We start from the raw sequence: 24211 nt of genomic DNA on the forward strand, positions 1-24211 counted from the left end.
CTCCCGCCGCAATCCCGCCGGTTTTGGCGCGTGCATGGCAACCAGTCTGACGGAGAGAATACCATGGCGAGCGCGCCGCAGTCCCTGCCCTTGTTTTACAACGATCTCGCGCCGCTGAATCTTCGCGATCACGCGAACTGGAAGGCGCGCGCCGCCGACAAGGCGACCTGGATGATCGGCCAGCATGCGATCCCGCTGACGGTCGAGGAATTCCCGCAGGCCGCACGCCACTTCCCGATCATCTTCGCCTCGGGCGAAAACCCGGTGCCGCTGGCGCTGATGGGCCTCAACGAAGGCATCAACGTGTTCGTCGACGCCGAGGGCAATGTGGCCCCGAACACCTACGTTCCGGCCTATGCCCGCCGCTACCCCTTCCTCCTTGCCAAGCTGACGCCGGACACCACCGACCTGTCGCTGTGCTTCGACGCTTCGACGAATCTGCTCGGCGATTTCGAGGATGGTGAGCCGCTGTTCACCGGTGAAGAACCCTCGGAAGCGACCCGCAACGTGCTGCAGTTCTGCGAGCAGTTCGAACAGGCCGGCCAGCGCACGCAGGCCTTTGTCGAGGAACTGACCAAGCACGACCTGCTCATGGACGGCGAAGCCGCGATCCAGCAGACCGGCGTCGAGCAGCCCTTCGTCTACCGCGGCTTCCAGATGGTGAACCAGGAAAAGCTGCGCGATATGCGCGGCGATGTCCTGCGCGGCTGGGCGCAGAGCGGCCTGCTGCCGCTGGTCTACGCGCACGTGTTCTCGCTCGATCTGATGAGCGTGATCTTCGGCAAGCAGGTGGAGCAGGGCGTCGGCCCGACCCCGCCGCTTCCGGCGTTCTGATAACATCGTAATACCAATCAGATAGGGTCGGCATAAACTCCCGCCAGATCGGACGCCAAAAGGCCTTGCCTTGGCGGGAGGCACCACCTATCTTCCGTAAGTCGCGACGGTGCTCCCCTCATGGCCCGGCGCGGCGGGTGCACTTGGTGCACCTCCTCCCTGAACCTTGGCCACCTGGAGCACTGCTCCAGGTGGTTTTTTCATGATCTCAAGAGCTTACTCGGCAGCCGCGCGCCAACGGCCGCGCTCGCGGCCAAGGTCTGCGACGGCAATCGCCATGCGCTGGACCAAAGCGGTCACCACGTCGACGGTCGCGGCGAGTCCCGGTCCCGGCTCCGCCATCGCCGGATCAAGGTAGGTCCGCCGGTCGATTTCCAGCTGGAGACAATGGATTCCATCCTTCCGCCGCGCGTGCCGTTCCAGCACATAGCCGCCGGCATAGGGCCGGTTGTGCGCGGTCAGCCGCCGCGCCTGACCCAGTGCGGCAAAGGCCTCGGCCACCAGCGCGCCGTCGCAGGCTGCACCGAACCGGTCGCCCAGCACGAACTCTGCGGCAGGCTCGCCGGCCCGTGCGGGCAGCGGCGGCATCGAATGAAGGTCGATCAGCAGCGCCGCCCCCCACCGTGCCCGCACGCTGTCGAGCAAGGCCGCGAGTGCCGCGTGATAGGGCACGTGCACCCCATCGATCCGCGCGGCGAGATCATCAGGCGCGATCGGCCACTTCCACAGCTCGCCAAGGCCAGGCAGCCGCCGCGGCACGAGGCCCAGCCCGCTCCGCGCGCGGCGCCCGGATGACGGGCTGGCGGGTGCAGAACTCGCATCAGGCGCGCCGCCGCCGACCATGTCCCAATCGACATCGTCGCTCGCGCGGTTGAGATCGATCATCGCGCGCGGGGCATGGGCCACCAGCAACGCGGCCCCGGTCCGCTCGGCCACCGCCTTGCCGACAAGATCGACCAGCCGGTCCTCCAGCCGCGGCGCACTGTAGGCCGGCTGGCGCATGCGGGAGATCAGTTCGGACGGATAGCTGCGCCCGGCATGCGGCACCGCGATCACCACCGGCACCGGTGAGGGATCGTGCTGCCAGACGGTGAACGCAGCCGCCCCCTCCAGCCCGGGCACACGCCCGCCGCTGCGGGTCATGCCGCCGCTGAAGCTCGCAGTGCTGCCGCGCGCAGGCGATTCGCCCCCGGACAGGAAGAGTCGATCCATCGACGAAAGCTGCCGGGCTTTGGCGCGCATGTCAAAGTGCTCCGTGGGGCGCAAGGCACGCATAAGTAGCTGCCACAGGACTGTTCAGCGAGTATGGCGCTGCCACTGCGTTTGTCCCCTAGCACCCGGTCTGGACGGAATGTTAACCTGCCCAGGTGTAGGCCATCGCCCCAGGGGCAGTGTCTGCATCGGCCCCGCGGGCACGATAACCAGGCAAACCGGCAAGACTTTGAAGGTGACCATGATTCGAATCCTCCTCGCCGAAGACGAAGAAGCAATGCGCACCTATCTCGCCCGGGCCCTTGAAAACGCCGGTTACGAAGTGGTGTCGGTCGATCGGGGCACCGATGCCGTGCCGCTGCTGGAAAGCCAGCATTTCGATCTGCTGCTCTCGGACATCGTCATGCCGGAAATGGACGGCATCGAACTTGCCCAGCGCTGCGCCGAGATCAGCCCGGCGACCAAGGTCATGTTCATCACCGGCTTTGCCGCCGTCACGCTCAAGGCCAACCGGGAGGCGCCCAGCGCGCGCGTGCTGTCGAAGCCCTTCCACTTGCGCGATCTCGTGCTCGAAGTGGAACGTGTCTTCTCGGATTCGCCGATGACGGGCAACTTGCGCTGAAGAGATACGGGAGGCCTAAAAACCCCCCTTGCAAGCCCAGCCGCCCGGCGCTAATGGGCTGCCTCTCCCGCCGCGCTGGCCGCCGCGGAAGCTTGATGGTGCGGGCGTATAGCTCAGTGGTAGAGCACTATGTTGACATCGTAGGGGTCGCAAGTTCAATCCTTGCTACGCCCACCATCGAAGCCCTTGAAAAACCTCGCTTTTGCGGGGTTTTTTCATGCCCGCAGCACAGCGACGTCCGCCGTTTTTTGGGTGACTTTTGCGTGAAGTGCCGGTCCTGCGGCCTTTGTCAGGTCCGCAATCACGTCCTCGATCCCGGCCTTGACGCTGCTCAGATAGTCCGGCCCGAAGATGGCATACTTGCCAGATGTCTTGCTGAGCACGCGATGGCCGAGCGCGATCTCCAGCTGGATCAAATCGACGCCGCGGTTGGCAAGAATCGTCGCCATCGAATGGCGGATCAGCTTCGGCCCCCAACCTGCCGGGATCTTGAACCGCTCGCAGGCCCCATCCCAGGCACTGCGAATGCCGGACACGCCATGCTGCTCGACGACGTCGATTTTCTGCTTGGCATCAAAGCGTGTGCGCTCAGTGCAGACGAACCACTCGTCGGTCGATTCGAGCCATGAGCGCAGGAGCGGCACGACCGGCATGACGGGCCGGCGCTTGGGCGTCTGCGGCCGATCCGCCGGGTTCAGCGCAAACAGGCCTTCGGCTGGCATCCACTGGCCGCGCGTGGGCAGGACGTTCATGTCCAGCACCGCGTCCGGCCGTCCGAGCGTGCAGATCGCGCCGATCAGGTAGCGCCGCAGCGGCACAAGACGATCGCTGTGCCCGGCATAGTTCCCTGCCCCGCGCAGGCTGTAGTCAAGCAGCTCGCTCAGCGTATTGAGGCTGAGGCGATAGGACCGCTCCGGCGTCACCTGGTCGCGCGTCTTGTGGCGCAGCGGCGGCACGTAGCGAACACGGCGCGCCTTGAAGGCATGATTGAGCGCGGCCTTCAGCTGGATCACCGATTCCTCGACCGTTGAAGCGCTGCGCGCGCGGGACTTGCCGTCTACCCAGTTGCCATCGGCGTCCTTCCGTCGGGCAACGATGGGATCGGCAATTCCCCAAGCACGGAACCGCTCGAGCAGCTGGTCGTCGACATGGTCGGGCAGCAGGGGAGACAGTACGCGCCCGGCGGCGCGCTCGATTTCGAGGAACCGGGTCAGCAGCTTGAACCGGGCTCGGATCGGTTCCGCGCTGGGCAGGTTCTGGCCGTGCTCGATGTAGTAGTCGGTCAGCGCATCGTGAACGCTGTAGACCGCCTGATCGGCTGGCGTCGGCCGATGTGTGGCGAGGTAATGCGCGTCGAGCTTGTCGCAAGCTACCCGAACATCTGACGTGCGCGTGCTTCGCCGTTGCTGGCGCCCTGCGTCGGCGTCGTACCACCAGATGTACCAGCGATCGCTGGCGGGCTGGCCGTCGGCGCCCCGGACGTAGTCGAGCCAGAATGGCCCTCGCTGGTAGACACCACCCTTAACTGCCGACACCGCGCCTGTTCCTTCAATGCCTTCGCCTTCGAATCGGCGAGCTGTTCGATCATGCCGAGCCCGGCGAGAAGTTCCAACTCCTCAGCCGAAAGCTTGATGCCCCGGCCCGCACTGAGGGCGCGGCTTACCTTGCGGTCTAGGTTGACCAGATCCTGGGGCGTGCTCATGCGCTTGGCCCCGCCAGCAATCCAGCGACGGTCGGCCTGCCCGTCTGATACTCAAGCGCAATCGGCTCTGCGATGCGGTCATAGACCGTTTGACCGCCATGCAGGACGACGTTGGCAAGGAACGCCTGTTCCAGCGTCTCTATGCCGCTCTCGACGCTTTCGAGCTTGGCCTTGATCACCAGCAACAGCGCGCGCGCCTTCGACCGCTTGACCTGCTCGAGCTTGTCCAGGCGCTGCTGCCGGGTCAGCGCCTGATTGCGCCCGTTGTGTGTCGGCACGCTGTCCAGCTTCGGCCACGGCAGCCGGAAGCGGATCATGCGGTCACCCAGCGTGAACTGGATCGCGTAGAAGGCCTCTTCGTCCATCTGGCCGATCTGGCTGGCCCCGGCGCGCTTCACGAGGGTGACGATTTCGGAGATCGACCGCTCGACCGCGACGGTGGTGTTCTCGGCAAAGCTCATCCCCACAACTCCTCACGCACCAGCGCAAATTCGGCCTCGTCCACGTTCTGGCAGATCAGGACGCCGCGGTTGAACAGCAGCGCCGCAGCAGTCGCCGCGCCGGGCGAGCGCATGTCGGCGAAGTGCTCGCCGTCGCGCAGGACTTCCTTGCCGCAGGCGATGAAGCGCTCGGTCATAGCCCGGCCCTCCTGCAAAGCGCGCTCCACACCCGGCGCGAAGCCTCCGGTTTCGGCGCGACGCCGAACTTGCGCTCGAGTCTCTGGTGGCGCGCCCAGACCTGCCGCTGCCTCTTGGGCAAGCGCGACCAGTGCGCCTGACAGATGTACTCGCTGGGCACGTAGCCCCAGCGCTTGAGCGCCGCTGCGTGGCCGATGGAGCGACGGCAGCCGTCGATGATGCAGGGGATGGAGAGAGGCTTACGCATCGGCAGCCTCCTTCAACATGCACCCAAGCGGAAACCCGCTGTTGAACGACCAAATGTCAGTGTCGCGATCAATGCACGCATCGCCTGTAGCGGGAGCGCGTTCGCAGAACTTGCAGATGCGCCGATCCGGCTCGTCCAGGAGTTGCAGCCGCGATGGCGACACCTTCACGAACAGACGCTCGTTGCGGATGTAGCTGCGCGCCGGGGTTCCTTCGTCGCTCGGCACATCATCGATGGCGATCAGGAAGCGCGTGCCGCTTTCCCTGATCACGGTGCCGGGCCACGTTTCGTCGAGCTCATAGTCGCCGTTGCCCGCCGTCCATGTGATCCCCACGCGCTGGCCGGGGTGAAACATTGACTGCCGGTCGGTGCACCGGAACTTGACCGACGTGATGTGTGCGCCCTTGATGGCAGCGCGAACCGCGTTCCGGCGTTCGCAGGCCTGCTTGTCGGCGGCGCAGTTGATGCAGGTGGTGTAGCTCGTCATGCCGCCACCTCGTCGACGTTGCCGTGGTGCACAGCGGTATGCGGGTTTGCCAATTCAAGCAGAATGTCAGCATGACAGGACTTGTGGCCGCCCAGCTTGCACCAGCAGGCCAAATTCTTGCCGCGCAGTTCTTCGAACGGCAGTACGATCTCGCCGTCGCGAATGTCCTGCTCAAAAGCATCAACTGCCATGTTCCGGCACCAAGTATCGCGGTCGATCTCGCATCCGTAGGGGTGAGCTAAGGCGAACGGCCACTGCTCCCGCCAGTCGCGCCAGTCGTGCGGATCGCCCCACTTGGTAGGCCGCGCAACGCTCACCGTGTTCGGCGGCATCCTCCAGCCCTTCTTGCGGGAAAGCTGGACGCGGATCGGGCGTACGCTTTTGGTGATCACAGCTTCGGCCCTCCGACCGCCTCGTAAAGCGCAAGGAAGCGCTCAACCGAATAATCGGCATCCCAAGGCGTGATCTCGAAGGGGAAAGGCTCATAACCCGACATGGAGCACCACTTCTCAGCCGCATGCGGCATCAGGTCGCGCTTCTCCGTCGCAAGCATCCGGATATCGTATTGCTTGACCAGATCCTTGAACTCGGTTCCGACACAGAACCATTGGTCAATCGCATCGCCGCTGCGCTTCACCAGAGCGCGCGTCTCCGGATGCATCAGGGGCTTAGCCGGGCCCGCGAAATCAGGCCAAGGCACTTCATCGCTCTCGTGCATCAGGCCCTGATAAACGGCCTCTAGGGGATGGCCGTCGCGCCACATCTGGTCGGCCAGCAAAACAACGTGCTGGCAGACGTTGTAGAGGCAGCGCGGTCCGCTCGTGCCATCGCTGTTCCGCAGTCGCGTCTGACCCCGGAAACGATTGTTGCTGACCAAGCCCCATGCGTAGTCTTCGACGGTCATACCGGTCGCGTTGGGTTCCGCGAAATCGAAGTAGAGCCCGTCGCCCATCAGGATGGTGGGGCCGACGATCAGCCGGGTGTGCTGGCTGGCAGCCGCAGCGTTGGCTGAAGCAAGATGGCTCACAGCACATCCTCCGGCGGAAAATGCTCCAGGTTCCGCATCTCGGCGAACTCGCAGATCTCGTCCCCGGTGATTTCGTCGGCAAAGCACCGCGCTTCCACGATGGTGATCGCCTCTCCCCGGTACTCCCGCCGCGCCCAAGCGATGGCTTCCTCGCGCGTCGCGAGCTCGTTGGCGTATTCTTCATCGTCAGCTGCCTTCGCCCACCAGCGCCACGGCGTGAGGCCCGCCTCGCCGCGCGCTGCGCGCCAGCGGTCGAGCATCGGCTCGTGATTGGCGTTCCATTCGCCGGAGCGGTTGGCGAGGGTGAGCAGGGCCTCGATGTCGTCCATCGCCTGATCGGATGCGTATTCAGCCACGGCGCTGTTCCTTCCATTGTTCGTATGCGGCCGCGTGGGCCGGGCAGAGGTCTTTCTCGGGTGCGGGCGATGTGGTGCAGCTTGCGCAGATCGGCGCGTCACAGGTGCCGCTGCGGCGGCTGGGCACCTTCCAATCGCACTCGAGCGTGGCGCGCTTGCCGCAGGCGCAGCGCTTGCGCTTGCTGGTGGTGCAGACGATCGCCGCGCCGCCGCCGGGGAGGATGACGCGCTCGCAGGTCATGCGGGCATTCCGTTGTGCTCTACGCCGTCGAGAAGGCGGCCTGCGGCCTTCTTGCCGACGCGATAGAGCCATTGATATCCAAGCGGATTGACTGGTCCCGGACCATCGAGGGTGGCCCAGAAATCGTCCAGAGCGGCTTTGTCTACGTCGACCGCTCGACTGTTGCATGCTTCTCCCGCGGCAATCCGTCGTGCATGTTCCTTCACAGAAAAGTCGCGACAACAGATGCGACCATCCGCCAGCATCGATAGTCCTTCGGCGTTCGGATATTGCCTCTGGTTGCGCTCCGGGCCGTGGCAATAGATGTCGACGCTACTGGTCGGCAGCCACTCGCCGTTCTGCTTGTGGAAGTATTCGACGCGGTTCCATGCGCACCAATCGCGGGTGTAGCGGAACCAGTTGGGGTGCGCAGGCCGCGCCTTCGGGCCGCTTTCGCCACCACCGATGATCTGGTCGACGAACCCCCACCCTACCCAGTCGACCGGACCCAGCGCAGGCTCATAGCTGACGAACTTCACCGATGCCGGGGTGTTGCGCAGGTCCTCGCGCCGCTCATCCGCACGCTGCTGATCCTCGACGCTGACGCCGAGCCAGATACCGGGCGGCGGGTTGTTCGGGCCGTAGTCGTCCAGCGTGGCGCGGGCGTCGTCGCTGCGCCGATCGAGCGGATCGACGCGCTCCATGACGTGCGCCTCTGCTGACGCGTTGGCAATTTCCCAGAACTCGGGCTCATTCAGCCATGCCAGCATGATGTCCGACCGCTTGGTCAGCACCTGAAAGATATGGCCGCGCAGGTGATGGGCCGCGATCATCACGCCGAACAACTGCGCCACGTCGCCCATCTCCAAGGCGGCGTGGAAGAAATCGCTGGTGCTGCTTGCGAAAATCTTGGCCGGTATGCGCCAGCGCAGTGGCAGGTCGATGCGGTCACACTGGATCGCCACCTCGCCGGTCCAGCGCCCGCCCTTGGCGGTGCGCTCGGCAAAGCCGTGGCCCCACTGGCCGGGATCGGAGAACCGCGCGGCCATCGCCTCGGCATAGCAGCCGCCGTGATCACCGGGGCCGCCGCAACCGGGCGAGATGCGAGTGCAGCCCCGGATCGGGTTCCAATCGGACCGGTCGGTCCATTCGATCTTGCTGGCGGTCATGGTCAGTACCCCACACAATCTGGGCACGTGCACCCGTCGGGATGCACTTCCGTTCCACGCCAGTCGTCAGCCGTGCCCGGTAGCGCGTCGTCAGAACATCCCGTCGCCTCATCGGAGTCAGTATCGACCAGGAACGACGGCAGTTCGTTGTTGTTGGGAAGCGCCAGCGGCGGGATCGTCGCAGCAACGCTGCCCGGCAACTGATAGGTTCGTGTCGGCCGCCGCGCGTAGGCCGTCTCTGCAGAGCAGGGGGTGAACTGGTAGAGGCTCCCGCCGCCCACCAGCACCGGGGCCAGCATGACATCGCCGAACAACGGCTCGATCTGCAGCATCTTCGTGCCGAAGCGCTCGATCTCGGCGACCCGGCCAATCAGTGTGCGGTGGCCGAGCACCTCGACGATGGCGTAGTCGCCAGCGGGCAGGTCCATAGCGGTGATGGGGGTGGCTTCAGGCACGGGCGTTCTCCCAAGCAGAAAGTGCTATCGGGGCAACGCCGCGCGCCAGCTCGCGCATTGCCTCGGCATAGACGCGGATCTCGTGCTGGGCGTGCTCGTGAGTGCGCAGCGTCAGGAACTTGAGCAGGTTGAGCAGGTCGACAGTCGCGAACATGGTCGAGTAGGTCGACACCGGCAGCACCGATCGAGCGAGTTCGCGCGGCCAGCCATACTCGAGAAGCTGTCGATACGTCTCGAAGGCGGTACGGCACGCGGCATCGAGCAAAGCGACCTCGATTTTGCGGCTGCTTGCCAGGAACTCGTTGGACTCAATATCTCGCGCCTGCTTGCTCGACGTCGATTGCACGCCGATCAGGCCCGGATCGGGAATGTAGAACTCCTCCGGCAACTCGCGGTAGCGCGCGCTGAGTTCGTTGAAACTCCACGTCCGATGACGATGCCATTGGCGAAATACGAAGATCGGCGCGTGAACCTCGAAGGTGAACGTCACCGCCTCAAACGGCGTCGTGTGCGCGTTCCGCCACAAGTATCGGATCAAACGAGCGTCGCTTCCATCGTCTTCCCCGGCCCGCCACGCGGCGTCGTAGCTGACACGGGCAGCGCGTACGATTGACAGGTCGGAACCCATGTGGTCGACGAGACGCACATAGCCGTGATCGAGAACATCAACGCGGTCCATTGGCCGACCTCCTGTTCTCGATCTCACGGTCGAGGTACCAGCGTGCCTTTTCCAGATCCTCGATCGGCGCGCCTTTGCGGTCAGATCGCGCGATGTACTTCGCGGCATTGCCCAGATTGAAGCCCAATCCCCATGCCTCGATCACCTTGATGGCTTCGTATGGGTTGTCTGCGCCGCCGTAATGGGCCGGATGATCGACGTTACTCATGCTGCTTGCGCCTCCTGCGCGGTGGGGTTCGAGATTGGGGGCAGCGGGATCGGCACGGCCTGCCCGCTGGCGAGATTAATGAAGGCGCCGGCGTGGCCGATCGAACCGCGGCCGAGCAGTTCGAACAGCAGTGCCAGGGCGTGGCTGGCGACGACGCGGTTGATGAAGAGGCTCTGGCGCTCCAGCGCTTCGGCGACCGAGCAGCTGGGCGCATCGTCCTCGACGACGGTCTCGTCCGCGAGCTCGGGGAAGTATTCCAGCACGGTGGGCAGGCGGACGAGGCCTTCCTTGTCGTACTTGCGCGCCGGCTGGCCGATCAGGAGCTGGCCATCGGTGGAGCGGTTGCCGAGATCGAGCCAGTAGGCGGGCGGATTGTGATTGTAATCCTGCGGGTCCGGCTGCATCGCCGCGCCGATCGCGCGCCGGGCGGTGGCGGTATCAACGCAGGTGATCACCAGATCATGCCCGCCGACGCCTATGGCCTCGGGTGCACGGCCATGCACGGCGCGCCAGTTCAGCCCGTGCGCGATGTTGATCCGCTCGACCAGCGTGCGCGCCTTGGAATTGCCGAGGTCGCAGCGATAGAACGGCTGGCGGCCGAGGTTCGCCTCGCTGACGGTGTCGTCGTCGACCACCGTCACATCAAGCGAGCGTGACGAGATCTCGCGCAGGGCGGTATCGAGCGACGCCAGCCCCATGAGCATCTGCGCGCCGTTACCGCCGCAGCCGATGAGCAGCACCCTCAGCGCGCGGTCCTGCATCTTGGCGGGCAGGTAATGACGGTTCTCAGGCTGCATCGCTGGCCTCCTCAAACGGCAGGCCGGGCAGCGTCAGGAACATGCCCCCGGCGCACAGGCGCGCCTTGACGGTCAGATTGTCAGGTGTGGCGAAATTTCCGACCACGATCGCGATCTTGGTGCTGTAGGCGTCGTCGGCATCGTCGGTCGCGCTGAAGAACGCCGGGCCCGCACCGTGGCTGTGGATGTCGCAAACCAGATGCCAGCCTTCGGCCAGGATAGGCGGGCGGTAGACAAGGCGGCTGGGCGTCGCGGCGTCGATCTCCGGGAACTCAAGGCGGAATGTCCGCGTCTGTTCGTGCCAGAGGATAAAGGCTGCCGCCTCATTGGGCATCGCCGCCGCAAAGTGCTCAAGCACCTGGGTGAACAGCACGGCGGGGATGTTGCCGCACCGGAAGCTCAGCGCATCCGGGCCCACTGATCCATAGGGCGCATAGCACTCCGGCCCGTCGGTCACGCGGTAATCGAGCGCGAGCCACGCCCGGCGCAGGATCAGCATCATGCCGTCACGGCCGACGATGAAGCCCTGCCCGGCGCGGACCTCGCGCAGCGCATCGATGGCGGGCGCGCGGCCTGCCGGTGGCACCGGATAGCAAGGGAACGTTTCGAGCACGGCGGCGGCGGTCGGATCGGCGGCGAGCATCATGCTGCCACCTGCGCATCAAGCGCGCGTAGCGGGACCGCGACATCAGCAGGCCAGCGCGGCTGATTGTCCAAGAGGTTGCCTCGCCAACTCAGCCAGTGCCGAACGGTTGGGAACCCTTCCGGCCAGTCCATGCGGCTCCACAAGCAACCGCCATCGTCGTCGACCATCGGCCACCGCGCTTTCCAGCGCTTCTCGTCGCATTCCTCGCACTGGCACCACTGGATGCGTTCCCGGCGCGGATAGAACAGGCTGTTGCCGGAGTAACCGCAACGACCGCGCCCGAAGTGGTCCTCAAGTTCCGACATCAGATCATCGCTGAGCTCGGCAAAGTCGGGCCCTGACGAATCCTCGCGATCGTAACCACAGCCCCATGTGCTGCAGCCCCGGATGATCCAGTATGCCGGCCGCTGATTGTTCGTCGTCAAAGTGAACAGCGCGCGGCCATCGCCGCAGATCACCGGCAGCAAGCGCGGCGTGAAAGTGATCGAATGCTCCGGGATCCAGAGGTAGGACGATTGCTTCTTCTCCACCGCCTTGCGGAGGCGTTCGTGGAGGGCGTCGGGTTCTCGGGTTTCCAGCATCATGCGCCTCCTGCGATCAGCTGGCCCACCGTCAGCGGCTGGCCCTTCGCCTTGCCGCGCACTGTCGTCATGAACGGCTTCAGGCGGCGAACCGGGAACGTCCTGGCCTTGCGCGCGGCGAGATCGTCCCAGAGGCGGACCAGACCGCCCTTCCCCGTGATCGCCTGATCCTGCCCGGCGTTGGGATGCGTCGACCAGGAGTCGAACACCGCCGCTTCGAATTGCGCCATCGCTGCGATGCCGAGCGCCTTGGGCTTGGCGATGTTGCCCCAGCAGAGCGAGCCGTTGATAAACACGTTCAGGACCGGCGAGTGATAGGCCACGGTTTCGGCGGTGGGCCGCTTGTTCACCGCAAGCGCGAAGACGCCGAGGCTGCGGCGCGTGGCGATCAGCAGGTGCGCCGGATAAGGCACCGCGACGGTGGTGCGCTGGTCGAGCACCTTCAGGTCAGCGGTCGGGCGGCTGATCGCGAAGTGCGCCATGCGGACGCGTTCGGGGATCCACCAAGCCAGCATGTCAGGGTGCGAGACCAGCACGTTTTCGGGCAGGATTTCCGGCGGTGCGGCGCTGCCGAGGAGCGAGGCCCACTTGCGCACATGCGCGCGGGTGAGCGGGGCGCCGGCGGCGATCACCGGCTTGCCGTCCTGCTCCTCGATGCCGTGCAGGCTGGCGAAGGCGGCGCCGGTCATCGGGCGCCCTGCCCCTTCCGGGCCATAGAGCAGGATCGCATTGGTCAGCGTGAGACCGCCGCCGGCGCTCTCGAACTCGACCTTGTTGCTGGCCGAGCGCAGTTCGGCGACGCCGCTCATGGCCGCACCTTCGAGACATCGAGGTCGATCAGTTCTTGCGCGGCCGCGATCAGTTCGGCGCCGAGGCGGAGCGATGCGAACCACTGATCAAGCGTGGCGGCATCGGTCAGCTGGCAGATGCCGGCGACATTGTGAAACCCGTATTCCATGCCGTGCTGGGCGATTTCGTCCAGCTCCTGCGCGTAGACATCGAAGGGCACGAGCGTGAGCGCTGGGAGCGTCGCCGCGTCTTCGTACTCAGGCATGTAGCCAAGGATCTCGTAACCATCGAACCGCCAGGCGTTGCCCGGTTCCTTGACCGCGCGGACCGCATCGGCGGCTGCTGTCACGCGCTTGATCGCGCTGCGGAGCGCGGGCGGCAGCTTCTTCAGCGGGTCCGCATTCTCCGGCAGCATGTAATCCGGGCGGCGCGCCTCGATGTGCGAAGGCAGGGTGAGGTCATCCGGATCCTGGCCGTGAAACGTCACCAGCGCATGGCGAGCGCCTTCGTCGTCGGTCTCGCCATCCCAGTAGTAGCCGGACAGCTCTTCCATCATCTCATGGAAGCCGAACAGCGGCAGGACGGCGGCGAGATCGTGCAAGGCCCCGTAGGCGGCGGCGCGCCAGCCCACCGGGGCAACGCTGCCCTTGAGCGTGTTCGCCAGCACATTGGTGAGCTCGATCCAGCCCATGTCGATCTGGCCGACGCTGTCGCAGATGATCGCGAGCGCGGGCGGCTGGCCGGCTCCATCGCCAGCAAGGACGAAGACGCGCAGATCGGCCAAGGTGTTGACGCCGATGATATCGAGCACGGCCTGCCGAAAGCGCTGTTCGATGAAGCGGCGCGCCTCGCTCAGGCCAAACAGCTGATCGGTGGGGGCCTGTTGTGCCACCCAACGGCCGATGATCTTGTGATGATGGCTGAGCGGCGCATCGAACCCGGCAGGCACCGCCGGCGACAGCGCAACCGCCCTGCCCGCCAGATCACCCAAGCGGCGCGAGGAACAGCCCGGCTGGCGGCGTGAGGGGTTCGTGCCCGCTGCCTTCTGGCGCGCCGGCGAGGTTCGCATGGAGGGCCTGCTGCGAAGCGCTGCAGACGGGGCGGGCATCGCCGGACGTGTCGCCATCATCGGTTTCGATCCATTCCAGAAGGGTTTTGCGGGGCGGCGGGGGGACGCCGGTCATCGGCCCTTGGTGCCGACGGCGCGGCGGTACTCAGTCACCAGCGCGCCATTGGTCACGCCGAGGTCGACCGCCTCGGCATTCAGGATCGCGGGGTAGAGCGTGGCGTGATAGGCGCGCAGCGCGGCGGCATCGCCGGCGAGATGCGGCGGAACCGGCAGGTCGATGCCGTCGTAGCGGTAGACGCGGGTGAGTGTGGTGACTTCCATCGGTGGCTCCTGACGATCAGTAGAGAGAGAGCGGCTCGTCTGCCGCCGGGGCGGCTGGCGCGGGCGTGGGCGCCGGTGCGGCCTTGGCCGGGGTTGGCGCCGGTGCTGCCTTCGCGGCGGGCTTGGCCTTGCTGGCTGCGGCGGCTTTGGCTTCCTCAGCGACCTTGCGCTGTTCGGCGAGCTGGTCCGCCAGTTCGCGGCGCGCGATGAAGATCTGGCCAAGGGCACCCTCGGCGCCGAGCGCGAGCTGCTCGTCGATCTCGGCCGCTGTGCCGGTGATCGAAATCGGGCGCGCCTCGCCGGGTTCCAGCGCCTGCTTGGCGCCTTCGGTCTTGCGCGGGATCACGGTGAGCGTGACGACATCATCAGCCCCGGCGACGAGATCGAAGCCGAGCGAATAGCGGGCGAGCAGCGGCAACAGGTTGGTGATGAGCATCAGGACGGGTCCTCTTCGGAAGGTGCGGAGGTTGCGGCGGGCCAAATCAGGCCGATGACGATTTCGCCAATGAGGGCAGGCCAGATCGCGCCGGCGATCGCGGCGACCAGCCACGGCTTGTTGTCGCAGTCCTGGCCCCAGACCTTGTAGGTAAGCGGGCCAGTCGCGACCGCGCCGCCGAACCAGAACGCGAGGATGAGCAGCCAGATCATGCTGCGTCTCCCTTTGCTTCGATCGCGTGGACCAAAGCCCACCCGGCGCGGGTCAGGCGGACGTAGCCGGAATAAGGATGGAGCAGGCCAAGGCCGGTCCCGGGGCGGTGAAGGTCTTCGCCCTTTCGGTGAGAGCCAAGGCGTTTGTAGGCCAAATACGCAGAACGCGACCGTGGCCAAAAATAGCCACCCGCGCAGTACTTCAGCTGAGGTGCGCGCGCGTCACCCTTAGCGACAGCGCTGCGCTCGGCCCTTGCTACAGCCAGAATGAGAGCAGTTTCATCGTCGGATAAGCGCGGCTCATCAAACCCAGCGTCGAGGCGAGCGCATTCAACCGCACGAACGACATCGGTGCTGTAGCTGAACTTCAGAGCGACCTTGATTTCCGGGTTGCTTTTGCCTTTGAGCGAGAGCTTCCGGGCCTCATGCGCGATGGCGAGATAGTTGCTCGTCATGCCTCGCCGCCTTCTTCGGCGGCTGGCGGCGCGCCGTACTTGCCATCGAGCGACATGCAGCTGGGGATGCGCCCGGCCCAATCGAAGCCGGTGGCGTGGAGCATGCTGGCAATGATCTCGTGCGTCTTGCCCGCCAGCACATTCGCGAACCGCTTCGTGCCCAAGTGCGCAATCAGGCCGCATTCCTCGGCAATGAACTTGAGCTCGTCCTTGCCGAGCGGGTGCAGGAAATCGCCGTCGACGCGCCATGTGGTGCGAAGATCAACGTCGAGATCGCGCGCCAAATCGCTGACCTGATCGAAGCTGACATGCAGGCCGCTGGCCACACACTCTGCGGCAAAATCGGCGATCCGGACGTGATCGGCGCTCTCGGCGATCGCGGCGGCCACGGCCTTGCGCCAAGCCTGTTCGCGCGTCGGCTTCAGCTTGGTGCGGAGGCCTTCGGCGGTGACCTTGAGCTTGGCGGGTGCGGCTGGTGCAGCGGGCTTTGCGGGCGCGGCAGGGGCGCCCGCCTGCTCCGGCTGTGGAGCAGGCGGACTATCCGGCATGCTGGAGCTGACAGCGCCCGACACAGCCGCCGAACCCGTTTCGCCCCCAGCATCCCCGGGGTCTTGTTCAATCACTGGCTCTGCCGCCGCGCGGTCCTTCTCCGCCGCTTCGACCTTCAGCGCAAAACAGGCGCCGTTGGTGCAGTGCCCATCATCGACATGCGTCTCGAACAGCGCGCGCTGGCGGGCGGAGTTGTAGCCGCAGCCGGCGCATTCGGTCTTGTCAAAGGTCGCCGCGGCGAGGTTCTGCGTCACGCGCTGGAGCAGCTCACGCGTTTTCGCGACATCGATGCCAGAGGTGAGGATCGTCTGCAGTGCCGTGTTCTGCTTATCGGCCGGCACGGCGGCGAGCAGCTCGGCATGGCCGACCTTGATCCGGCGTTCGTCCAGCGCGGACTTCACCGCATCGGACAGACCGGCAAGAGCGAGGCGGCGGTCAAGCTTGAAGGTCGACCAGCCCAGACGCCGCGCCGCCTCGGCGCGATCGTCCTGGCACGCGGCGAGGATACGCAGCGCGGCATCGGCCTGTTCGGTTTCCGAGGCGTCCTCGCGGACGTCATTCTCGTCGATCGCCGCCTCGAGCGCTTCCTGATCGGTCATGGTGCGGATGATCGCGGGGATCAGCCCATCGGCGCCGAAGGCTTCCTCCGCCGCGCGGAAGCGGCGGCCGCCGGCGACCAGTTCGAACGACTCTCCGCTGAACGCATCGGCCCCTTCATTTGGGCGGACAAGGATCGGCTGAAGCACACCATTGCGGCGGATCGAGGCGACCAGTTCGGCGTGACGTTCGGGATTGAAATAGCGGCGCGGGTTGGCGCCCGGCTTGATGGCGGCCAGCGGAATCTTGCGCTGCTGTTCGGTGATAGTGGTCATGCGGGCTTCCTGATCTTGAGCATGGTGGTGGGGACGTTGGTGCCGGCCTCGGCAAAGCTGGCGACAGGCAGGTCTTCCCATTCGCCCTGAAGCTCGCCGTGATCGTAGCGCGCGGTGGCGGGGAGGATGGCCACGAGGACGCCGCCCGGCTGGACGAAGCGCAGGGCGTGGCGGACGTGGTGCAGGTAGTGCCGGCCATAGAACGGCGGGGTCATCACGACCGCCTCGAACGGCATCGGCTCGCAATCGAGGAAGTTGTCCCAGAGCACGCTGTGGCCCTTGGCCTTCGCCTCGCCCGCGCGGCCTGAGTGGTACTCGATGCCAAGGCCCTTGTGGCCGTAGGCGCGGATCAGATCGAGAATACGGCCATCGCCGCAGCTGGGCTCAAGTACCTTCATCGGCGCTGGCTGATTGTGCCGCCACCGGCGCAGATCAGGGATACCCGCGAAAGCCAGCGCGCGCTCGATCACTTCGGGCGGCGACCAGTAGAACTGCAGGTCCTTCGCTACCGCCGTGCCCTTGCTGGGCTTGACGCCTTCCGGCTCGGCATCGGGCAGCACTTCGCCGTAGAACTCGGCCAGCGCGCGGTTGACGGCATGCAGCGCGTCCCGATCGAAATAGACATGGGCGTTGCCATTGCCGAACTTGCGGATGGTGAGGCCACGGTTCGGGGCGTGGTACTCTTCCTCCTGACCGGCGTTGCGATACCGCTTCAGCACGCGGCCATTCATCACGGCATCGCTGCCCGCCTTGTGCTGGTCGTCGATGTCGAGCATTTCGCACCACTCGACGGGCGGCTGGCGGCGATAGGCGGCGAGCGCGTTGGCCATGTCCTCGAACCGTTCGCGGCCATAGGTGCTGGAGAAGCCGCCCCAGTGGTTCAGCACCACGCGCTTGGGCAGGCCCTTCACGCCGATGCGCACCCGGCTGTGCGACTTGTAGGCCGGATCGAGCGCGCAGAACGCTTCGGCCAATCCGCGCAGGATGTGGAAGCGCGGGCGGATCAGGTAATCGCCGAAGGTGGCCTTGGCCGTCTCGACCGTAAGCGGCGGCGGGTTCGCCAGCGCCTGTTCGAAGAGCTTGCGATCCTTCGCGCTGGCAATCGCATCGATCTGCAGGCGCTGGTAGACCGCGCGCCAGCCCGACTTGAGCAGGTTCCGGCGCAGGGTATCGACATGGAGGTAAGGCCGCTGGGCCACACGCTCGACGTAGGTGCCCTGCACCGTCGCGGCCATGTCGAGCCGCGTGAAGGCCTCGTCCAGCGCCTTGATCTCCCCAGCGATGGCAGCATCCTTCGCCTCGTACTCGGCGACGATGTCGGCCACGGTCAGGGGGAGCGCGATCGCGTTCATCAGAACGGCACCTCGGCGTAGGTGCGCGCTGTCGCTTCCTTGCACTCGGTGATGAACTGCTTGTGGATCTCGCGCGCCTTTTCGAGCGCAGCGTCGCGATCCTCCTTGGTGTGGCAGATCAGTCCTTCGATGATGACCTCGAGCTCATGCTCGGTAATCACGCAGGCGAATGTGCGCTCGCTGGTACCGAGGAGGCGCGACACGCCCAGCGGCAGGCGATTGAGCCATTCGCGGACGCGCCGCAGGCTGTTGCCGAGATCGTCGGTCGGATCGCTGGCATCAGCCGACTGCGCGGCGCGGAAGCCCTTGAACCACCAGATCGCGTCGGCGATCAGGGCGTCGGCGGAGGTGTGGTTGATGTTCATGCTCAGAACCCCACACAATCGGGACAAGTGCACCACTCATCGGAAGGGTTGTGGTCCGGGTGCGGCGTCGCAGGGCGGCGCTCCGCTGCCGTCAGCGGGCGCCAGCGCTGGGGGTGCACAGGCTTGCCGACGCTACTCCCGTCCGGGAGTAACTCGCGCCAGCATTCGAGTTTTTCCCACCAAACCATGCGGGTTTCGACGTCAGAGCAGTCGCCCATGACCTCTGTGCCGTCCTTCGGCGCGCTGCCCATGAGCCGCCAGTCGCCGGGATTGCCGCGCGCGAAGTCACGCGCGATGTCCCAATCGAACTCGGTCCCGCAATTGGCGGTCAGGTAGCAGGGGATGCCCTCGTCGGTGCACTGCTTCAGGATTTCGCCCGCCTTCTCGGCGGCATAGGGCCCGTAGCGGAAGCCGAACGCACCGCGCGAAAGGATGATGAACCATTCCGCGTCCTTGAGGCTCGGCGCATAGCCGTCGGGGATTTCATCGAGAATGTCAGTCATTGCGGGTCGAATTCCTTGATGTCGAACGGGTGCGGAGTCGGGCGGCGGATGCTCCAATTCGTTGGAGGACGTCCGTCGCGAGAGGGCCAAGGGCTGGTCCCGGCCTTGCGGCTGTCCCACCCGTTGAAGAGACGGACATGGACCGCGCGGAAACCGATGACGTGGCCGTCGGCGTCGAGGATTTCGCATTCGGGCGGCAGGTGGCCGGGGTTTGGGAGGTACGGCACATCACGCGGCCTCCCGCGCCCGGCAAAGCTCGACGACACGCCACGCCTGCGCGGCGGTCATCATGCCGATGTGACACAGTCACCCGGCGCAATCTTGAGGCTGTCGGACAGCCACTTGTAAGCCGACGCGCGGGACATCCGGCCCGACTTCCAGATCGGATCGAAATTGGCGTGTGCAGCGTTCCGCGCGCGGCGGGTCTCGGGACCACACGGAAAGCCAAGCGGCACGACGGTGTTCGGATGGCAGCCGCAATAGGCGCCGCAAGCGCAGCGGTAGAAGCTCTTGTGGTAGAGGTCCGGGCGGTGCGGATAGATCGCCTCGCCGGTCACCAGCTTGCCGACGCCGCCGCATTCGATGCAGATCGGGTCGATTTCGGCAAGCGACGGGCGGCGGCCCACTGGGCGGCTTGCGATGTTGTGGCTGGCCATGTGCTTGTTCAGGTTCAGCGCGCTCTTGCAGCGCCGACCGCAGACCTTGCAGTCGAGGGGGCCGTAGACAGGCGCAGCGCCATGCGCGTCCGTCGCGTGCTGGTTGAGGCTGTCCTGTGTCCGGAACGACCGGCTGCAGTCGGGGCAGGCCAAGGGCTTGCTCACGCGCCCGCCCTCCCCTGCTCCGCCCGCAGCTTGGCGACCTCGTGGCGCATGGCCCAGGACTGATCCCGCTCGCCGCGCGTGAACGCATCGGCCTCGGCAGCGCTGTCCCGCGCCCTGAGCCGGGCGGCGCAATTGGCGCGGGCAGCCGCCATCAAGTCGGCCGGAGCTTCCAGCGTCGGTGTCGGCTTGATGGCGCCGGCGCTCATGCGGAAGCCTTCGCCAGCTTGCTGTCGATCATCTCGACAAGCTCGGACAGCGCGTGCGGTGCTGTGACGCCGTTGTCGCTGACAAACGGATTGGCCTCGTCGTCGCTGATCTCGATGCCAAACTCTTCCTCGATGGCCATGATGAGCTCGACGAGGTCGAGGCTGTCGAGCTTGAGATCGGCGATCAGGTTGACCTTCATCGGCTCCGGAAAGTCGCGAAGGTCAGCACCGAAGTGCTCCTTGATCATGGCGGCGATCCGGTCGGCGGTGGTGAGTGCGGTGCTGGCCATCGATCAGGCCTTCCCGCCGCGCAGCGCCTTGGCGCGGGCGTCGCGCTCGTCGCTGACCGCCGCGTAGGCGTCGTCCACGAAGTAGCCCTTCACCTCGTCGAAGCGCTTGTTCAGGTCGATGATCGTCGGCGCGGCCTGCAGGTATTCGAGGGCCTGGCTGAGCGTTGGGCCCTCACCGGCGGCGTTGTCTGCGGTGCCGTCGTGCTGGTCGCCGTACTGGCGATCCTCGCGGCCCTCGCCTGCGTCGAGCGCGCGGGCGGTTTCCTCGTCGACCTGCGTCATGCCGGTCTGCGGGTCGCGCGGCAGCACTTCGCCGGTGTCAGGGTTGTGCTGGTCGATGATCTGAGCGCTGGCGCCCTGATCAAGCGCACCGGCAAACGTGGGCATGACGAGGGTGGTGGTCTGCCGCACTTCGCCGTCGGCATCGTCGACACCTTCGATCCCCGCCGTGATCCCGAATGCAAGGCGCACCGCCTGGCAGGTGCAGCGCACATCGAGCATGTGGCGCGGCTTCTGCTTCCACGGATCGGTGTTCATCTTGAACTCGTCGAGGTAGACCATCTTCTTGGTCGGACGGGTGCGGTCCTTCCGGTAGATGATCCCCTCGACTGCCTTGATCTCGCCCGTCTCGTCCTCGATGTGCTCGTATTCGATGCCATCGAACTGCGGGTGCCGGTTCATGATCTTGATCCAGCCATCGTAGGCCACCATGGGCACAACGCCGCCACCGCGCTTCGGGAACGCGTAGATCTCCTTGGTCAGCGGATTGAGCTCGTACTCATTCGCCACCATCACGCAGACCATGAATTCTTCGTAGCTGGTGCAGCTGGCGAAAGCGGTCTTCGCCAAGGTGTCCTGCAGCTTCTGGGGATCAAGCGCGAGGCGAGCGGCGAGCGATTCCAGTGCGCTCATCGGCTTGGGCCGCTGCGTTTCGCGCGCAGCAACCGCGCGCAAGCGGCTTTCTTCGACCTGCGCATCAGCGCGCTGGATCGCTTGGGAACGGGCGTTCATGTTCATTTTCTCCGATTGAAATGAGAGGGTTCAGAAATCGGCCGGGCCGTTAATCAGGTCCTCGGCCGGGACCGGTGCGGGCGCTGCGGGCGGCTCGGCGTCGGGGTTGTAGATCCCGAGGATCGGCTTGCAGGCGAAGGGCGGTGCGTCGGTGGTGACCTCTTCGACCCACACACGCTTCCATGCGGTCGGGTCGCGATTATCAGCGACCTTGACGACGTCGCCCTTCTGGAGCGGCTCGCCGTCCCACTGATAGGTGTAGGTCTTGGTGTCGGACGGGCGGAACTTGCACTTGACGTACTGCATGGCGGTTTCCTGACTTGATCGGTGGTTGGACGTCGGCGCGGGTCAGCGAACGCTGGCGCGCGCGTGGTCGGTGATGGTCACCCCGGGGATCGCGACCTGGCCCTTGGTGGCCTTCACGAACCGCTGGATCGCCTTGTCGATTGCCTCGCGCACTGCAGCGTCGTCCTTCACCTTCCTGAAAGCCTTGGCGTAGTCGGTGACCTGCGAGCGCCATTCGATCCCGGACGAGATCGTTGCGCCGTCGGTACGGACCGGACCGGCCAGCGGTGCAGGCGCGGCGAGCGGGGGCGGCGGCGGCGCCTCGGGGAGAACGTCGGCGCTGATGCCGTTCTCGCGCAGCAGTTCGGCAGCCTTCCGGCGTTCCTCTTCCTGCCGCTGCAGTTCTGCCTGCCGCTCCCGCTCCGCCTGCCGCTGCTTTTCGCGCTCGGCCTCAAGGAAGCTGTCCATGTGAGCCTGCACCCGGTCGCGCGCCGCCTTGATCCGGCCAAGCAGGGCGTTCTTCTCGGCATCGACCAAGCGGCCGCCCTGCAAGTACGGGGCCTTCACAACGGTGTGGGTCGCCTCGACGTGCTGTTCCATCGCGCGCAGCTTCTTCGCCAGCTTGCCGCAGCGCTCGTAGGTGTCCTGATCGACGCACTTCGCGCGGTCAGCTTCGCCGGTCTGATAGGCCTCGCTGTTCCGGTCACCGGCGCCGCAGCGATTGTCGACCAGCACCAGAAAATCGGGATGCTCCGCGGTCAGTTGCTCACGGAATTCGAGCGGGATCAGTTCTTCGAGCGGCGGCTTGTTGTGATCGCGCGGCGCCGGGGCGGGAGCCTCGTCATCGAGCTTGCGTGCGGTAGTGATGCCCATGGCAAATGGCTCCTCGGCTAGAAAAGTTGGGGGTCGTTGGTGGAGAGCGGGTCGATCCGCTTGCGGGGGTCGGCGTAGGCGCTGCGCGGCGCGTTCTGCGCAGCCCACTGTTGTCGGGCGCGATAGGTCTGGTACTCATCCTCTGTGATCGGATCGCCGGCGCAGGTCGGCCAGACGCGATCAAGATCAATCGGCTCGCCGTTGAACAGCGCCTGCCAGCGCCAGGAACGGTCGAGCTCCTCACCCGTCACCGGATCCAACGGCGCGCCGTACCAGATGCGCACGCCGCCAAAGACCGAACCGGACCGGAGACGAAAGCGGTAGTAGCCCTCTGCAGGCCGGGTGACGTCGACAGCGCCTGCGACAGCGACGGGACGCACGGCCTGATCCGCATAAGGAGTGGCCTCATTCCGCATCGGACGAGACCCCGTTATCGAAACCGGCCTCGACGGCTTCGATGTGGGACGGGCGCGCACCGGGGGACATCGGCGAGGCTGCGCGGGGGAGCGAGAACAGGCGCTTCCACCATGGCTGGCGGGCGGCGCGGAGCTGTGCCCATTCCTCCATGCTGGGGACTCCGCGAACCGGCGGGAACGCGGTCCCGGCGCGGCTCTGGTGAATGAGGATGTAGGACGCGCGGGTGCTGCTCATGACATCACCCACCCGATGACGGCCAGCACACCGGTGATGACTGCAAGACCGCCGATGGTCGCACCGATGCCGATCGCGAGGCCCATCATCGGACCCATGCGGCTCGGCTCCAGGCCGGCGGCGACGCGCGCTTCCTGTTCCTGGCGGTGCAGGCGCTTGTAGGTGTCGATCACGATGCAATCCCCTCGATAGCGCCGCTGCGCTGACCAACGACGTCAGCGCCGGGCTCCCAGCGCCACGGCTCGACCGGATCGAAGCCGCGCACTTTCATGGTCATTTGGCGGTCGGCAAAGAGGTCGCGGAACTGCTTGGCGACGAGCGTTTCGGGGCACTTGCGCCAGATCGGCTTGCTCTGCCGCACGACGGCGGTGACCAGCAGCTGGTCGCCGGTGATGGCGTCCGTCTGCAGAAGCGCGATGCCATCCTTGTGGGCGCAGCCGCGCGCGGCGTTGGCGAGCGCCTGATCGATGCTGCTCGCATCGCCGCAATCGAGCGGGTGCGCTTCGCTGCCAGCGCCGGGCTTCCACGCCTTGAAGCGCAGGCGGCGGAATTCATGGGGGCGCGCGGTTTCGACGGCGCGGGCGAGCTGTCCGGTGCGGGAGGCCATCACTGGACACTCCGGAGAGCGGCGAGCGCGGTCTGGACTTCGCGATCGTTGTCCAAGGCGCCGTTGCGAAGCATTGCCTCATAGGCCGGAATGTGCGCAGCCCAATCGGTAAGTGTTGCAAACGACGTCGGGCGCTTCATTTCCAAACGGATGTACTGATCCGCCGCGATGTCGCGGGCCTGCTGGAGAAGGTCAGCCATCACGCCGCCTCCCGCACATCAGCCAGCGCGCGCTCGAACTCGGCGCGGGCTTCCGCCATGAACGCAGCGCCTTCCGTATCCCAGCGGCGGGCGATCAGCGTCGAGGCACAGCGGCGCCAGATCAGCGCGCCAGCCTCGAGCCGGTCACGCTCGATCAGGTAGAGGTTGAACGCGTCCTGCAGCGCCAAATCGCGGTTGCCGGGCGACATGGCGGCGAGCTCGACCGCGCGCTCGGTGTTCAGGCGGAACGGGCCAACGTGGTTGGCGGGCGATTGCGGCCATGCAGCGTTGCGGCGGACAGTGTGCGCGAGGCCGAGCGCGGCAACGGGATCGCGGCGCGGGCCGGTGTAGACTTCGGTGCCGGGGTAGCTGTGCATCGGGCGTCTCCAACTTGGGCCGGGTCTGCGCTTGCGGCTCACCGGCTGTTGGAGAATGTATGGGGGATATTTCCCACATGGTCAAGC

43 protein-coding genes and 1 tRNA gene are annotated in these 24211 nt (G+C 65.9%); 3 read left to right on the top strand and 41 right to left on the bottom strand.

All coding sequences use genetic code 11. The features are described from left to right. Positions 1-63: 63 nt before the first annotated feature. On the top strand, positions 64-834 hold the full coding sequence (locus NDB2M1_RS00720) for a SapC family protein (RefSeq protein WP_072378690.1): 771 nt from the start codon (positions 64-66) through the stop codon (positions 832-834). Positions 835-1050: 216 nt separating this feature from the next. Here NDB2M1_RS00720 and NDB2M1_RS00725 read toward each other — a convergent pair whose 3' ends face one another. Continuing rightward, positions 1051-2046, bottom strand: a complete 996-nt coding sequence (locus tag NDB2M1_RS00725; protein WP_371328176.1) for an N-formylglutamate amidohydrolase — start codon at positions 2044-2046, stop codon at positions 1051-1053. A gap of 241 nt (positions 2047-2287) precedes the next feature. Here NDB2M1_RS00725 and cpdR point away from each other — a divergent pair, with 241 nt between their 5' ends. Together cpdR and NDB2M1_RS00735 are read left to right on the top strand one after the other, a co-directional pair. Continuing rightward, a complete protein-coding gene (cpdR, locus tag NDB2M1_RS00730) occupies positions 2288-2668 on the top strand; it encodes a cell cycle two-component system response regulator CpdR (protein ID WP_054122123.1) in 381 nt (126 codons plus the stop codon). Between the two features lie 102 nt (positions 2669-2770). Beyond that, positions 2771-2845: transfer RNA gene (locus NDB2M1_RS00735), tRNA-Val, on the top strand. A 38-nt stretch (positions 2846-2883) separates the two neighbouring features. On the opposite strand, the gene NDB2M1_RS00740 is transcribed toward NDB2M1_RS00735, so the two are convergent. From NDB2M1_RS00740 to NDB2M1_RS00930, 40 genes are all read right to left on the bottom strand, one after another. Beyond that, positions 2884-4203 carry a site-specific integrase gene (locus NDB2M1_RS00740; RefSeq protein ID WP_072378692.1) on the bottom strand — a complete coding sequence of 440 codons (1320 nt, stop codon included), beginning with the start codon at positions 4201-4203 and terminating at the stop codon, positions 2884-2886. 163 nt (positions 4204-4366) lie between these two features. Then, a complete protein-coding gene (locus NDB2M1_RS00745) occupies positions 4367-4831 on the bottom strand; it encodes a hypothetical protein (RefSeq protein ID WP_083554576.1) in 465 nt (154 codons plus the stop codon). Then, the gene (locus tag NDB2M1_RS00750) at positions 4828-5007 is read right to left on the bottom strand and encodes a hypothetical protein (RefSeq protein WP_072378696.1); all 180 of its coding nucleotides are present in this window, start codon (positions 5005-5007) and stop codon (positions 4828-4830) included. Before NDB2M1_RS00750 ends, NDB2M1_RS00745 begins: the two co-directional genes overlap by 4 nt. Next, a complete protein-coding gene (locus tag NDB2M1_RS00755) occupies positions 5004-5255 on the bottom strand; it encodes a hypothetical protein (RefSeq protein WP_072378698.1) in 252 nt (83 codons plus the stop codon). Before NDB2M1_RS00755 ends, NDB2M1_RS00750 begins: the two co-directional genes overlap by 4 nt. Continuing rightward, positions 5248-5742: a hypothetical protein gene (locus NDB2M1_RS00760; protein WP_072378700.1), complete on the bottom strand. Its 495-nt coding sequence runs from the start codon at positions 5740-5742 to the stop codon at positions 5248-5250. Before NDB2M1_RS00760 ends, NDB2M1_RS00755 begins: the two co-directional genes overlap by 8 nt. Next, positions 5739-6134: a DUF4326 domain-containing protein gene (locus NDB2M1_RS00765; protein ID WP_216233917.1), complete on the bottom strand. Its 396-nt coding sequence runs from the start codon at positions 6132-6134 to the stop codon at positions 5739-5741. The genes NDB2M1_RS00760 and NDB2M1_RS00765 overlap by 4 nt, the downstream gene beginning before the upstream one ends. After that, entirely contained in the window at positions 6131-6769 is a 639-nt protein-coding gene (locus NDB2M1_RS00770) for a hypothetical protein (RefSeq protein WP_072378702.1), read from the bottom strand. The genes NDB2M1_RS00765 and NDB2M1_RS00770 overlap by 4 nt, the downstream gene beginning before the upstream one ends. Beyond that, positions 6766-7125, bottom strand: coding sequence for a hypothetical protein (locus NDB2M1_RS00775; protein ID WP_072378704.1), 360 nt, complete (start codon positions 7123-7125; stop codon positions 6766-6768). The genes NDB2M1_RS00770 and NDB2M1_RS00775 overlap by 4 nt, the downstream gene beginning before the upstream one ends. Further along, on the bottom strand, positions 7118-7366 hold the full coding sequence (locus NDB2M1_RS00780; protein WP_072378706.1) for a hypothetical protein: 249 nt from the start codon (positions 7364-7366) through the stop codon (positions 7118-7120). The genes NDB2M1_RS00775 and NDB2M1_RS00780 overlap by 8 nt, the downstream gene beginning before the upstream one ends. Continuing rightward, complete coding sequence (locus NDB2M1_RS00785) at positions 7363-8514, bottom strand: DUF5131 family protein (protein ID WP_072378708.1); 1152 nt, start codon at positions 8512-8514, stop codon at positions 7363-7365. Before NDB2M1_RS00785 ends, NDB2M1_RS00780 begins: the two co-directional genes overlap by 4 nt. Positions 8515-8516: 2 nt before the next feature. Further along, positions 8517-8969, bottom strand: a complete 453-nt coding sequence (locus NDB2M1_RS00790; RefSeq protein ID WP_143146571.1) for a hypothetical protein — start codon at positions 8967-8969, stop codon at positions 8517-8519. Beyond that, positions 8962-9648 (bottom strand): FAD-dependent thymidylate synthase, encoded by a 687-nt coding sequence (thyX, locus tag NDB2M1_RS00795; RefSeq protein WP_072378712.1) that lies wholly within the window; start codon positions 9646-9648, stop codon positions 8962-8964. The genes NDB2M1_RS00790 and thyX overlap by 8 nt, the downstream gene beginning before the upstream one ends. Then, entirely contained in the window at positions 9635-9856 is a 222-nt protein-coding gene (locus tag NDB2M1_RS00800) for a DUF3310 domain-containing protein (RefSeq protein ID WP_072378715.1), read from the bottom strand. Before NDB2M1_RS00800 ends, thyX begins: the two co-directional genes overlap by 14 nt. Beyond that, complete coding sequence (locus tag NDB2M1_RS00805) at positions 9853-10653, bottom strand: PRTRC system ThiF family protein (RefSeq protein WP_072378717.1); 801 nt, start codon at positions 10651-10653, stop codon at positions 9853-9855. The genes NDB2M1_RS00800 and NDB2M1_RS00805 overlap by 4 nt, the downstream gene beginning before the upstream one ends. Then, positions 10643-11299: a PRTRC system protein A gene (locus NDB2M1_RS00810; RefSeq protein WP_371328177.1), complete on the bottom strand. Its 657-nt coding sequence runs from the start codon at positions 11297-11299 to the stop codon at positions 10643-10645. Before NDB2M1_RS00810 ends, NDB2M1_RS00805 begins: the two co-directional genes overlap by 11 nt. Further along, positions 11296-11880, bottom strand: a complete 585-nt coding sequence (locus NDB2M1_RS00815; RefSeq protein ID WP_143146572.1) for a hypothetical protein — start codon at positions 11878-11880, stop codon at positions 11296-11298. The genes NDB2M1_RS00810 and NDB2M1_RS00815 overlap by 4 nt, the downstream gene beginning before the upstream one ends. Then, positions 11880-12689: a PRTRC system protein B gene (locus NDB2M1_RS00820; protein WP_072378720.1), complete on the bottom strand. Its 810-nt coding sequence runs from the start codon at positions 12687-12689 to the stop codon at positions 11880-11882. Before NDB2M1_RS00820 ends, NDB2M1_RS00815 begins: the two co-directional genes overlap by 1 nt. Next, on the bottom strand, positions 12686-13618 hold the full coding sequence (locus tag NDB2M1_RS00825) for a hypothetical protein (RefSeq protein ID WP_143146573.1): 933 nt from the start codon (positions 13616-13618) through the stop codon (positions 12686-12688). Before NDB2M1_RS00825 ends, NDB2M1_RS00820 begins: the two co-directional genes overlap by 4 nt. Positions 13619-13652: 34 nt before the next feature. Next, entirely contained in the window at positions 13653-13853 is a 201-nt protein-coding gene (locus NDB2M1_RS21665) for a hypothetical protein (RefSeq protein WP_083554578.1), read from the bottom strand. Then, positions 13850-14059: a PRTRC system protein C gene (locus NDB2M1_RS00830; protein ID WP_072378722.1), complete on the bottom strand. Its 210-nt coding sequence runs from the start codon at positions 14057-14059 to the stop codon at positions 13850-13852. The genes NDB2M1_RS21665 and NDB2M1_RS00830 overlap by 4 nt, the downstream gene beginning before the upstream one ends. 16 nt (positions 14060-14075) lie before the next feature. Continuing rightward, positions 14076-14495, bottom strand: coding sequence for a PRTRC system protein E (locus tag NDB2M1_RS00835; protein WP_072378724.1), 420 nt, complete (start codon positions 14493-14495; stop codon positions 14076-14078). Next, on the bottom strand, positions 14495-14707 hold the full coding sequence (locus tag NDB2M1_RS00840; RefSeq protein WP_072378734.1) for a hypothetical protein: 213 nt from the start codon (positions 14705-14707) through the stop codon (positions 14495-14497). Before NDB2M1_RS00840 ends, NDB2M1_RS00835 begins: the two co-directional genes overlap by 1 nt. Further along, a complete protein-coding gene (locus NDB2M1_RS00845) occupies positions 14704-15162 on the bottom strand; it encodes a hypothetical protein (RefSeq protein WP_072378735.1) in 459 nt (152 codons plus the stop codon). Before NDB2M1_RS00845 ends, NDB2M1_RS00840 begins: the two co-directional genes overlap by 4 nt. Continuing rightward, the gene (locus NDB2M1_RS00850) at positions 15159-16583 is read right to left on the bottom strand and encodes a PRTRC system ParB family protein (protein WP_072378736.1); all 1425 of its coding nucleotides are present in this window, start codon (positions 16581-16583) and stop codon (positions 15159-15161) included. Before NDB2M1_RS00850 ends, NDB2M1_RS00845 begins: the two co-directional genes overlap by 4 nt. Then, on the bottom strand, positions 16580-17935 hold the full coding sequence (locus NDB2M1_RS00855) for a DUF4942 domain-containing protein (protein WP_072378737.1): 1356 nt from the start codon (positions 17933-17935) through the stop codon (positions 16580-16582). Before NDB2M1_RS00855 ends, NDB2M1_RS00850 begins: the two co-directional genes overlap by 4 nt. Beyond that, a complete protein-coding gene (locus NDB2M1_RS00860) occupies positions 17935-18300 on the bottom strand; it encodes a hypothetical protein (protein ID WP_072378738.1) in 366 nt (121 codons plus the stop codon). Before NDB2M1_RS00860 ends, NDB2M1_RS00855 begins: the two co-directional genes overlap by 1 nt. Before the next feature lie 2 nt (positions 18301-18302). Further along, on the bottom strand, positions 18303-18803 hold the full coding sequence (locus tag NDB2M1_RS00865; RefSeq protein ID WP_072378739.1) for a hypothetical protein: 501 nt from the start codon (positions 18801-18803) through the stop codon (positions 18303-18305). Beyond that, complete coding sequence (locus tag NDB2M1_RS00870; RefSeq protein ID WP_072378741.1) at positions 18800-19030, bottom strand: hypothetical protein; 231 nt, start codon at positions 19028-19030, stop codon at positions 18800-18802. Before NDB2M1_RS00870 ends, NDB2M1_RS00865 begins: the two co-directional genes overlap by 4 nt. 60 nt (positions 19031-19090) lie before the next feature. Further along, the gene (locus tag NDB2M1_RS00875; protein WP_216233918.1) at positions 19091-19624 is read right to left on the bottom strand and encodes a zinc-finger-containing protein; all 534 of its coding nucleotides are present in this window, start codon (positions 19622-19624) and stop codon (positions 19091-19093) included. Beyond that, positions 19621-19830 carry a hypothetical protein gene (locus NDB2M1_RS22840; protein ID WP_072378745.1) on the bottom strand — a complete coding sequence of 70 codons (210 nt, stop codon included), beginning with the start codon at positions 19828-19830 and terminating at the stop codon, positions 19621-19623. Before NDB2M1_RS22840 ends, NDB2M1_RS00875 begins: the two co-directional genes overlap by 4 nt. Further along, positions 19827-20120, bottom strand: a complete 294-nt coding sequence (locus NDB2M1_RS00890; protein WP_072378746.1) for an acyl carrier protein — start codon at positions 20118-20120, stop codon at positions 19827-19829. Before NDB2M1_RS00890 ends, NDB2M1_RS22840 begins: the two co-directional genes overlap by 4 nt. 3 nt (positions 20121-20123) lie before the next feature. After that, positions 20124-21131 carry a RecT family recombinase gene (locus NDB2M1_RS00895; RefSeq protein WP_171955288.1) on the bottom strand — a complete coding sequence of 336 codons (1008 nt, stop codon included), beginning with the start codon at positions 21129-21131 and terminating at the stop codon, positions 20124-20126. A gap of 30 nt (positions 21132-21161) precedes the next feature. Next, on the bottom strand, positions 21162-21437 hold the full coding sequence (locus NDB2M1_RS00900) for a hypothetical protein (RefSeq protein WP_072378751.1): 276 nt from the start codon (positions 21435-21437) through the stop codon (positions 21162-21164). Positions 21438-21479: 42 nt separating this feature from the next. After that, on the bottom strand, positions 21480-22289 hold the full coding sequence (locus NDB2M1_RS00905) for a hypothetical protein (RefSeq protein WP_072378753.1): 810 nt from the start codon (positions 22287-22289) through the stop codon (positions 21480-21482). A gap of 17 nt (positions 22290-22306) precedes the next feature. Continuing rightward, positions 22307-22705 carry a hypothetical protein gene (locus NDB2M1_RS00910; protein WP_072378756.1) on the bottom strand — a complete coding sequence of 133 codons (399 nt, stop codon included), beginning with the start codon at positions 22703-22705 and terminating at the stop codon, positions 22307-22309. Further along, positions 22695-22940 (bottom strand): hypothetical protein, encoded by a 246-nt coding sequence (locus NDB2M1_RS00915; protein WP_072378758.1) that lies wholly within the window; start codon positions 22938-22940, stop codon positions 22695-22697. The genes NDB2M1_RS00910 and NDB2M1_RS00915 overlap by 11 nt, the downstream gene beginning before the upstream one ends. Beyond that, a complete protein-coding gene (locus tag NDB2M1_RS22495) occupies positions 22937-23113 on the bottom strand; it encodes a hypothetical protein (protein WP_171955289.1) in 177 nt (58 codons plus the stop codon). Before NDB2M1_RS22495 ends, NDB2M1_RS00915 begins: the two co-directional genes overlap by 4 nt. After that, positions 23110-23547, bottom strand: coding sequence for a hypothetical protein (locus NDB2M1_RS00920; protein WP_143146574.1), 438 nt, complete (start codon positions 23545-23547; stop codon positions 23110-23112). The genes NDB2M1_RS22495 and NDB2M1_RS00920 overlap by 4 nt, the downstream gene beginning before the upstream one ends. Continuing rightward, complete coding sequence (locus NDB2M1_RS00925) at positions 23547-23747, bottom strand: hypothetical protein (RefSeq protein WP_072378762.1); 201 nt, start codon at positions 23745-23747, stop codon at positions 23547-23549. The genes NDB2M1_RS00920 and NDB2M1_RS00925 overlap by 1 nt, the downstream gene beginning before the upstream one ends. Continuing rightward, positions 23747-24124, bottom strand: coding sequence for a hypothetical protein (locus tag NDB2M1_RS00930; protein WP_072378764.1), 378 nt, complete (start codon positions 24122-24124; stop codon positions 23747-23749). Before NDB2M1_RS00930 ends, NDB2M1_RS00925 begins: the two co-directional genes overlap by 1 nt. Positions 24125-24211 lie beyond the last annotated feature (87 nt).

Origin of the sequence: Novosphingobium sp. NDB2Meth1, assembly GCF_900117425.1 — a bacterium.
In the GTDB taxonomy this organism is placed as follows: domain Bacteria; phylum Pseudomonadota; class Alphaproteobacteria; order Sphingomonadales; family Sphingomonadaceae; genus Novosphingobium.

Excerpts from the sequence above, each read along its gene's own strand:
- NDB2M1_RS00720 (WP_072378690.1), top strand. The coding sequence starts at position 64 with ATGGCGAGCGCGCCGCAGTCCCTGCCCTTGTTTTACAACGATCTCGCG.
- NDB2M1_RS00725 (WP_371328176.1), bottom strand. The coding sequence starts at position 2,046 with ATGGATCGACTCTTCCTGTCCGGGGGCGAATCGCCTGCGCGCGGCAGC.
- cpdR (WP_054122123.1), top strand. The coding sequence starts at position 2,288 with ATGATTCGAATCCTCCTCGCCGAAGACGAAGAAGCAATGCGCACCTAT.
- NDB2M1_RS00745 (WP_083554576.1), bottom strand. The coding sequence starts at position 4,831 with ATGAGCTTTGCCGAGAACACCACCGTCGCGGTCGAGCGGTCGATCTCC.
- NDB2M1_RS00750 (WP_072378696.1), bottom strand. The coding sequence starts at position 5,007 with ATGACCGAGCGCTTCATCGCCTGCGGCAAGGAAGTCCTGCGCGACGGC.
- NDB2M1_RS00755 (WP_072378698.1), bottom strand. The coding sequence starts at position 5,255 with ATGCGTAAGCCTCTCTCCATCCCCTGCATCATCGACGGCTGCCGTCGC.
- NDB2M1_RS00760 (WP_072378700.1), bottom strand. The coding sequence starts at position 5,742 with ATGACGAGCTACACCACCTGCATCAACTGCGCCGCCGACAAGCAGGCC.
- NDB2M1_RS00780 (WP_072378706.1), bottom strand. The coding sequence starts at position 7,366 with ATGACCTGCGAGCGCGTCATCCTCCCCGGCGGCGGCGCGGCGATCGTC.
- NDB2M1_RS00785 (WP_072378708.1), bottom strand. The coding sequence starts at position 8,514 with ATGACCGCCAGCAAGATCGAATGGACCGACCGGTCCGATTGGAACCCG.
- thyX (WP_072378712.1), bottom strand. The coding sequence starts at position 9,648 with ATGGACCGCGTTGATGTTCTCGATCACGGCTATGTGCGTCTCGTCGAC.
- NDB2M1_RS00800 (WP_072378715.1), bottom strand. The coding sequence starts at position 9,856 with ATGAGTAACGTCGATCATCCGGCCCATTACGGCGGCGCAGACAACCCA.
- NDB2M1_RS00805 (WP_072378717.1), bottom strand. The coding sequence starts at position 10,653 with ATGCAGCCTGAGAACCGTCATTACCTGCCCGCCAAGATGCAGGACCGC.
- NDB2M1_RS00810 (WP_371328177.1), bottom strand. The coding sequence starts at position 11,299 with ATGATGCTCGCCGCCGATCCGACCGCCGCCGCCGTGCTCGAAACGTTC.
- NDB2M1_RS00815 (WP_143146572.1), bottom strand. The coding sequence starts at position 11,880 with ATGCTGGAAACCCGAGAACCCGACGCCCTCCACGAACGCCTCCGCAAG.
- NDB2M1_RS00820 (WP_072378720.1), bottom strand. The coding sequence starts at position 12,689 with ATGAGCGGCGTCGCCGAACTGCGCTCGGCCAGCAACAAGGTCGAGTTC.
- NDB2M1_RS21665 (WP_083554578.1), bottom strand. The coding sequence starts at position 13,853 with ATGACCGGCGTCCCCCCGCCGCCCCGCAAAACCCTTCTGGAATGGATC.
- NDB2M1_RS00830 (WP_072378722.1), bottom strand. The coding sequence starts at position 14,059 with ATGGAAGTCACCACACTCACCCGCGTCTACCGCTACGACGGCATCGAC.
- NDB2M1_RS00835 (WP_072378724.1), bottom strand. The coding sequence starts at position 14,495 with ATGCTCATCACCAACCTGTTGCCGCTGCTCGCCCGCTATTCGCTCGGC.
- NDB2M1_RS00840 (WP_072378734.1), bottom strand. The coding sequence starts at position 14,707 with ATGATCTGGCTGCTCATCCTCGCGTTCTGGTTCGGCGGCGCGGTCGCG.
- NDB2M1_RS00845 (WP_072378735.1), bottom strand. The coding sequence starts at position 15,162 with ATGACGAGCAACTATCTCGCCATCGCGCATGAGGCCCGGAAGCTCTCG.
- NDB2M1_RS00850 (WP_072378736.1), bottom strand. The coding sequence starts at position 16,583 with ATGACCACTATCACCGAACAGCAGCGCAAGATTCCGCTGGCCGCCATC.
- NDB2M1_RS00855 (WP_072378737.1), bottom strand. The coding sequence starts at position 17,935 with ATGAACGCGATCGCGCTCCCCCTGACCGTGGCCGACATCGTCGCCGAG.
- NDB2M1_RS00860 (WP_072378738.1), bottom strand. The coding sequence starts at position 18,300 with ATGAACATCAACCACACCTCCGCCGACGCCCTGATCGCCGACGCGATC.
- NDB2M1_RS00865 (WP_072378739.1), bottom strand. The coding sequence starts at position 18,803 with ATGACTGACATTCTCGATGAAATCCCCGACGGCTATGCGCCGAGCCTC.
- NDB2M1_RS22840 (WP_072378745.1), bottom strand. The coding sequence starts at position 19,830 with ATGAGCGCCGGCGCCATCAAGCCGACACCGACGCTGGAAGCTCCGGCC.
- NDB2M1_RS00890 (WP_072378746.1), bottom strand. The coding sequence starts at position 20,120 with ATGGCCAGCACCGCACTCACCACCGCCGACCGGATCGCCGCCATGATC.
- NDB2M1_RS00895 (WP_171955288.1), bottom strand. The coding sequence starts at position 21,131 with ATGAACGCCCGTTCCCAAGCGATCCAGCGCGCTGATGCGCAGGTCGAA.
- NDB2M1_RS00900 (WP_072378751.1), bottom strand. The coding sequence starts at position 21,437 with ATGCAGTACGTCAAGTGCAAGTTCCGCCCGTCCGACACCAAGACCTAC.
- NDB2M1_RS00905 (WP_072378753.1), bottom strand. The coding sequence starts at position 22,289 with ATGGGCATCACTACCGCACGCAAGCTCGATGACGAGGCTCCCGCCCCG.
- NDB2M1_RS00910 (WP_072378756.1), bottom strand. The coding sequence starts at position 22,705 with ATGCGGAATGAGGCCACTCCTTATGCGGATCAGGCCGTGCGTCCCGTC.
- NDB2M1_RS00915 (WP_072378758.1), bottom strand. The coding sequence starts at position 22,940 with ATGAGCAGCACCCGCGCGTCCTACATCCTCATTCACCAGAGCCGCGCC.
- NDB2M1_RS00920 (WP_143146574.1), bottom strand. The coding sequence starts at position 23,547 with ATGGCCTCCCGCACCGGACAGCTCGCCCGCGCCGTCGAAACCGCGCGC.
- NDB2M1_RS00925 (WP_072378762.1), bottom strand. The coding sequence starts at position 23,747 with ATGGCTGACCTTCTCCAGCAGGCCCGCGACATCGCGGCGGATCAGTAC.
- NDB2M1_RS00930 (WP_072378764.1), bottom strand. The coding sequence starts at position 24,124 with ATGCACAGCTACCCCGGCACCGAAGTCTACACCGGCCCGCGCCGCGAT.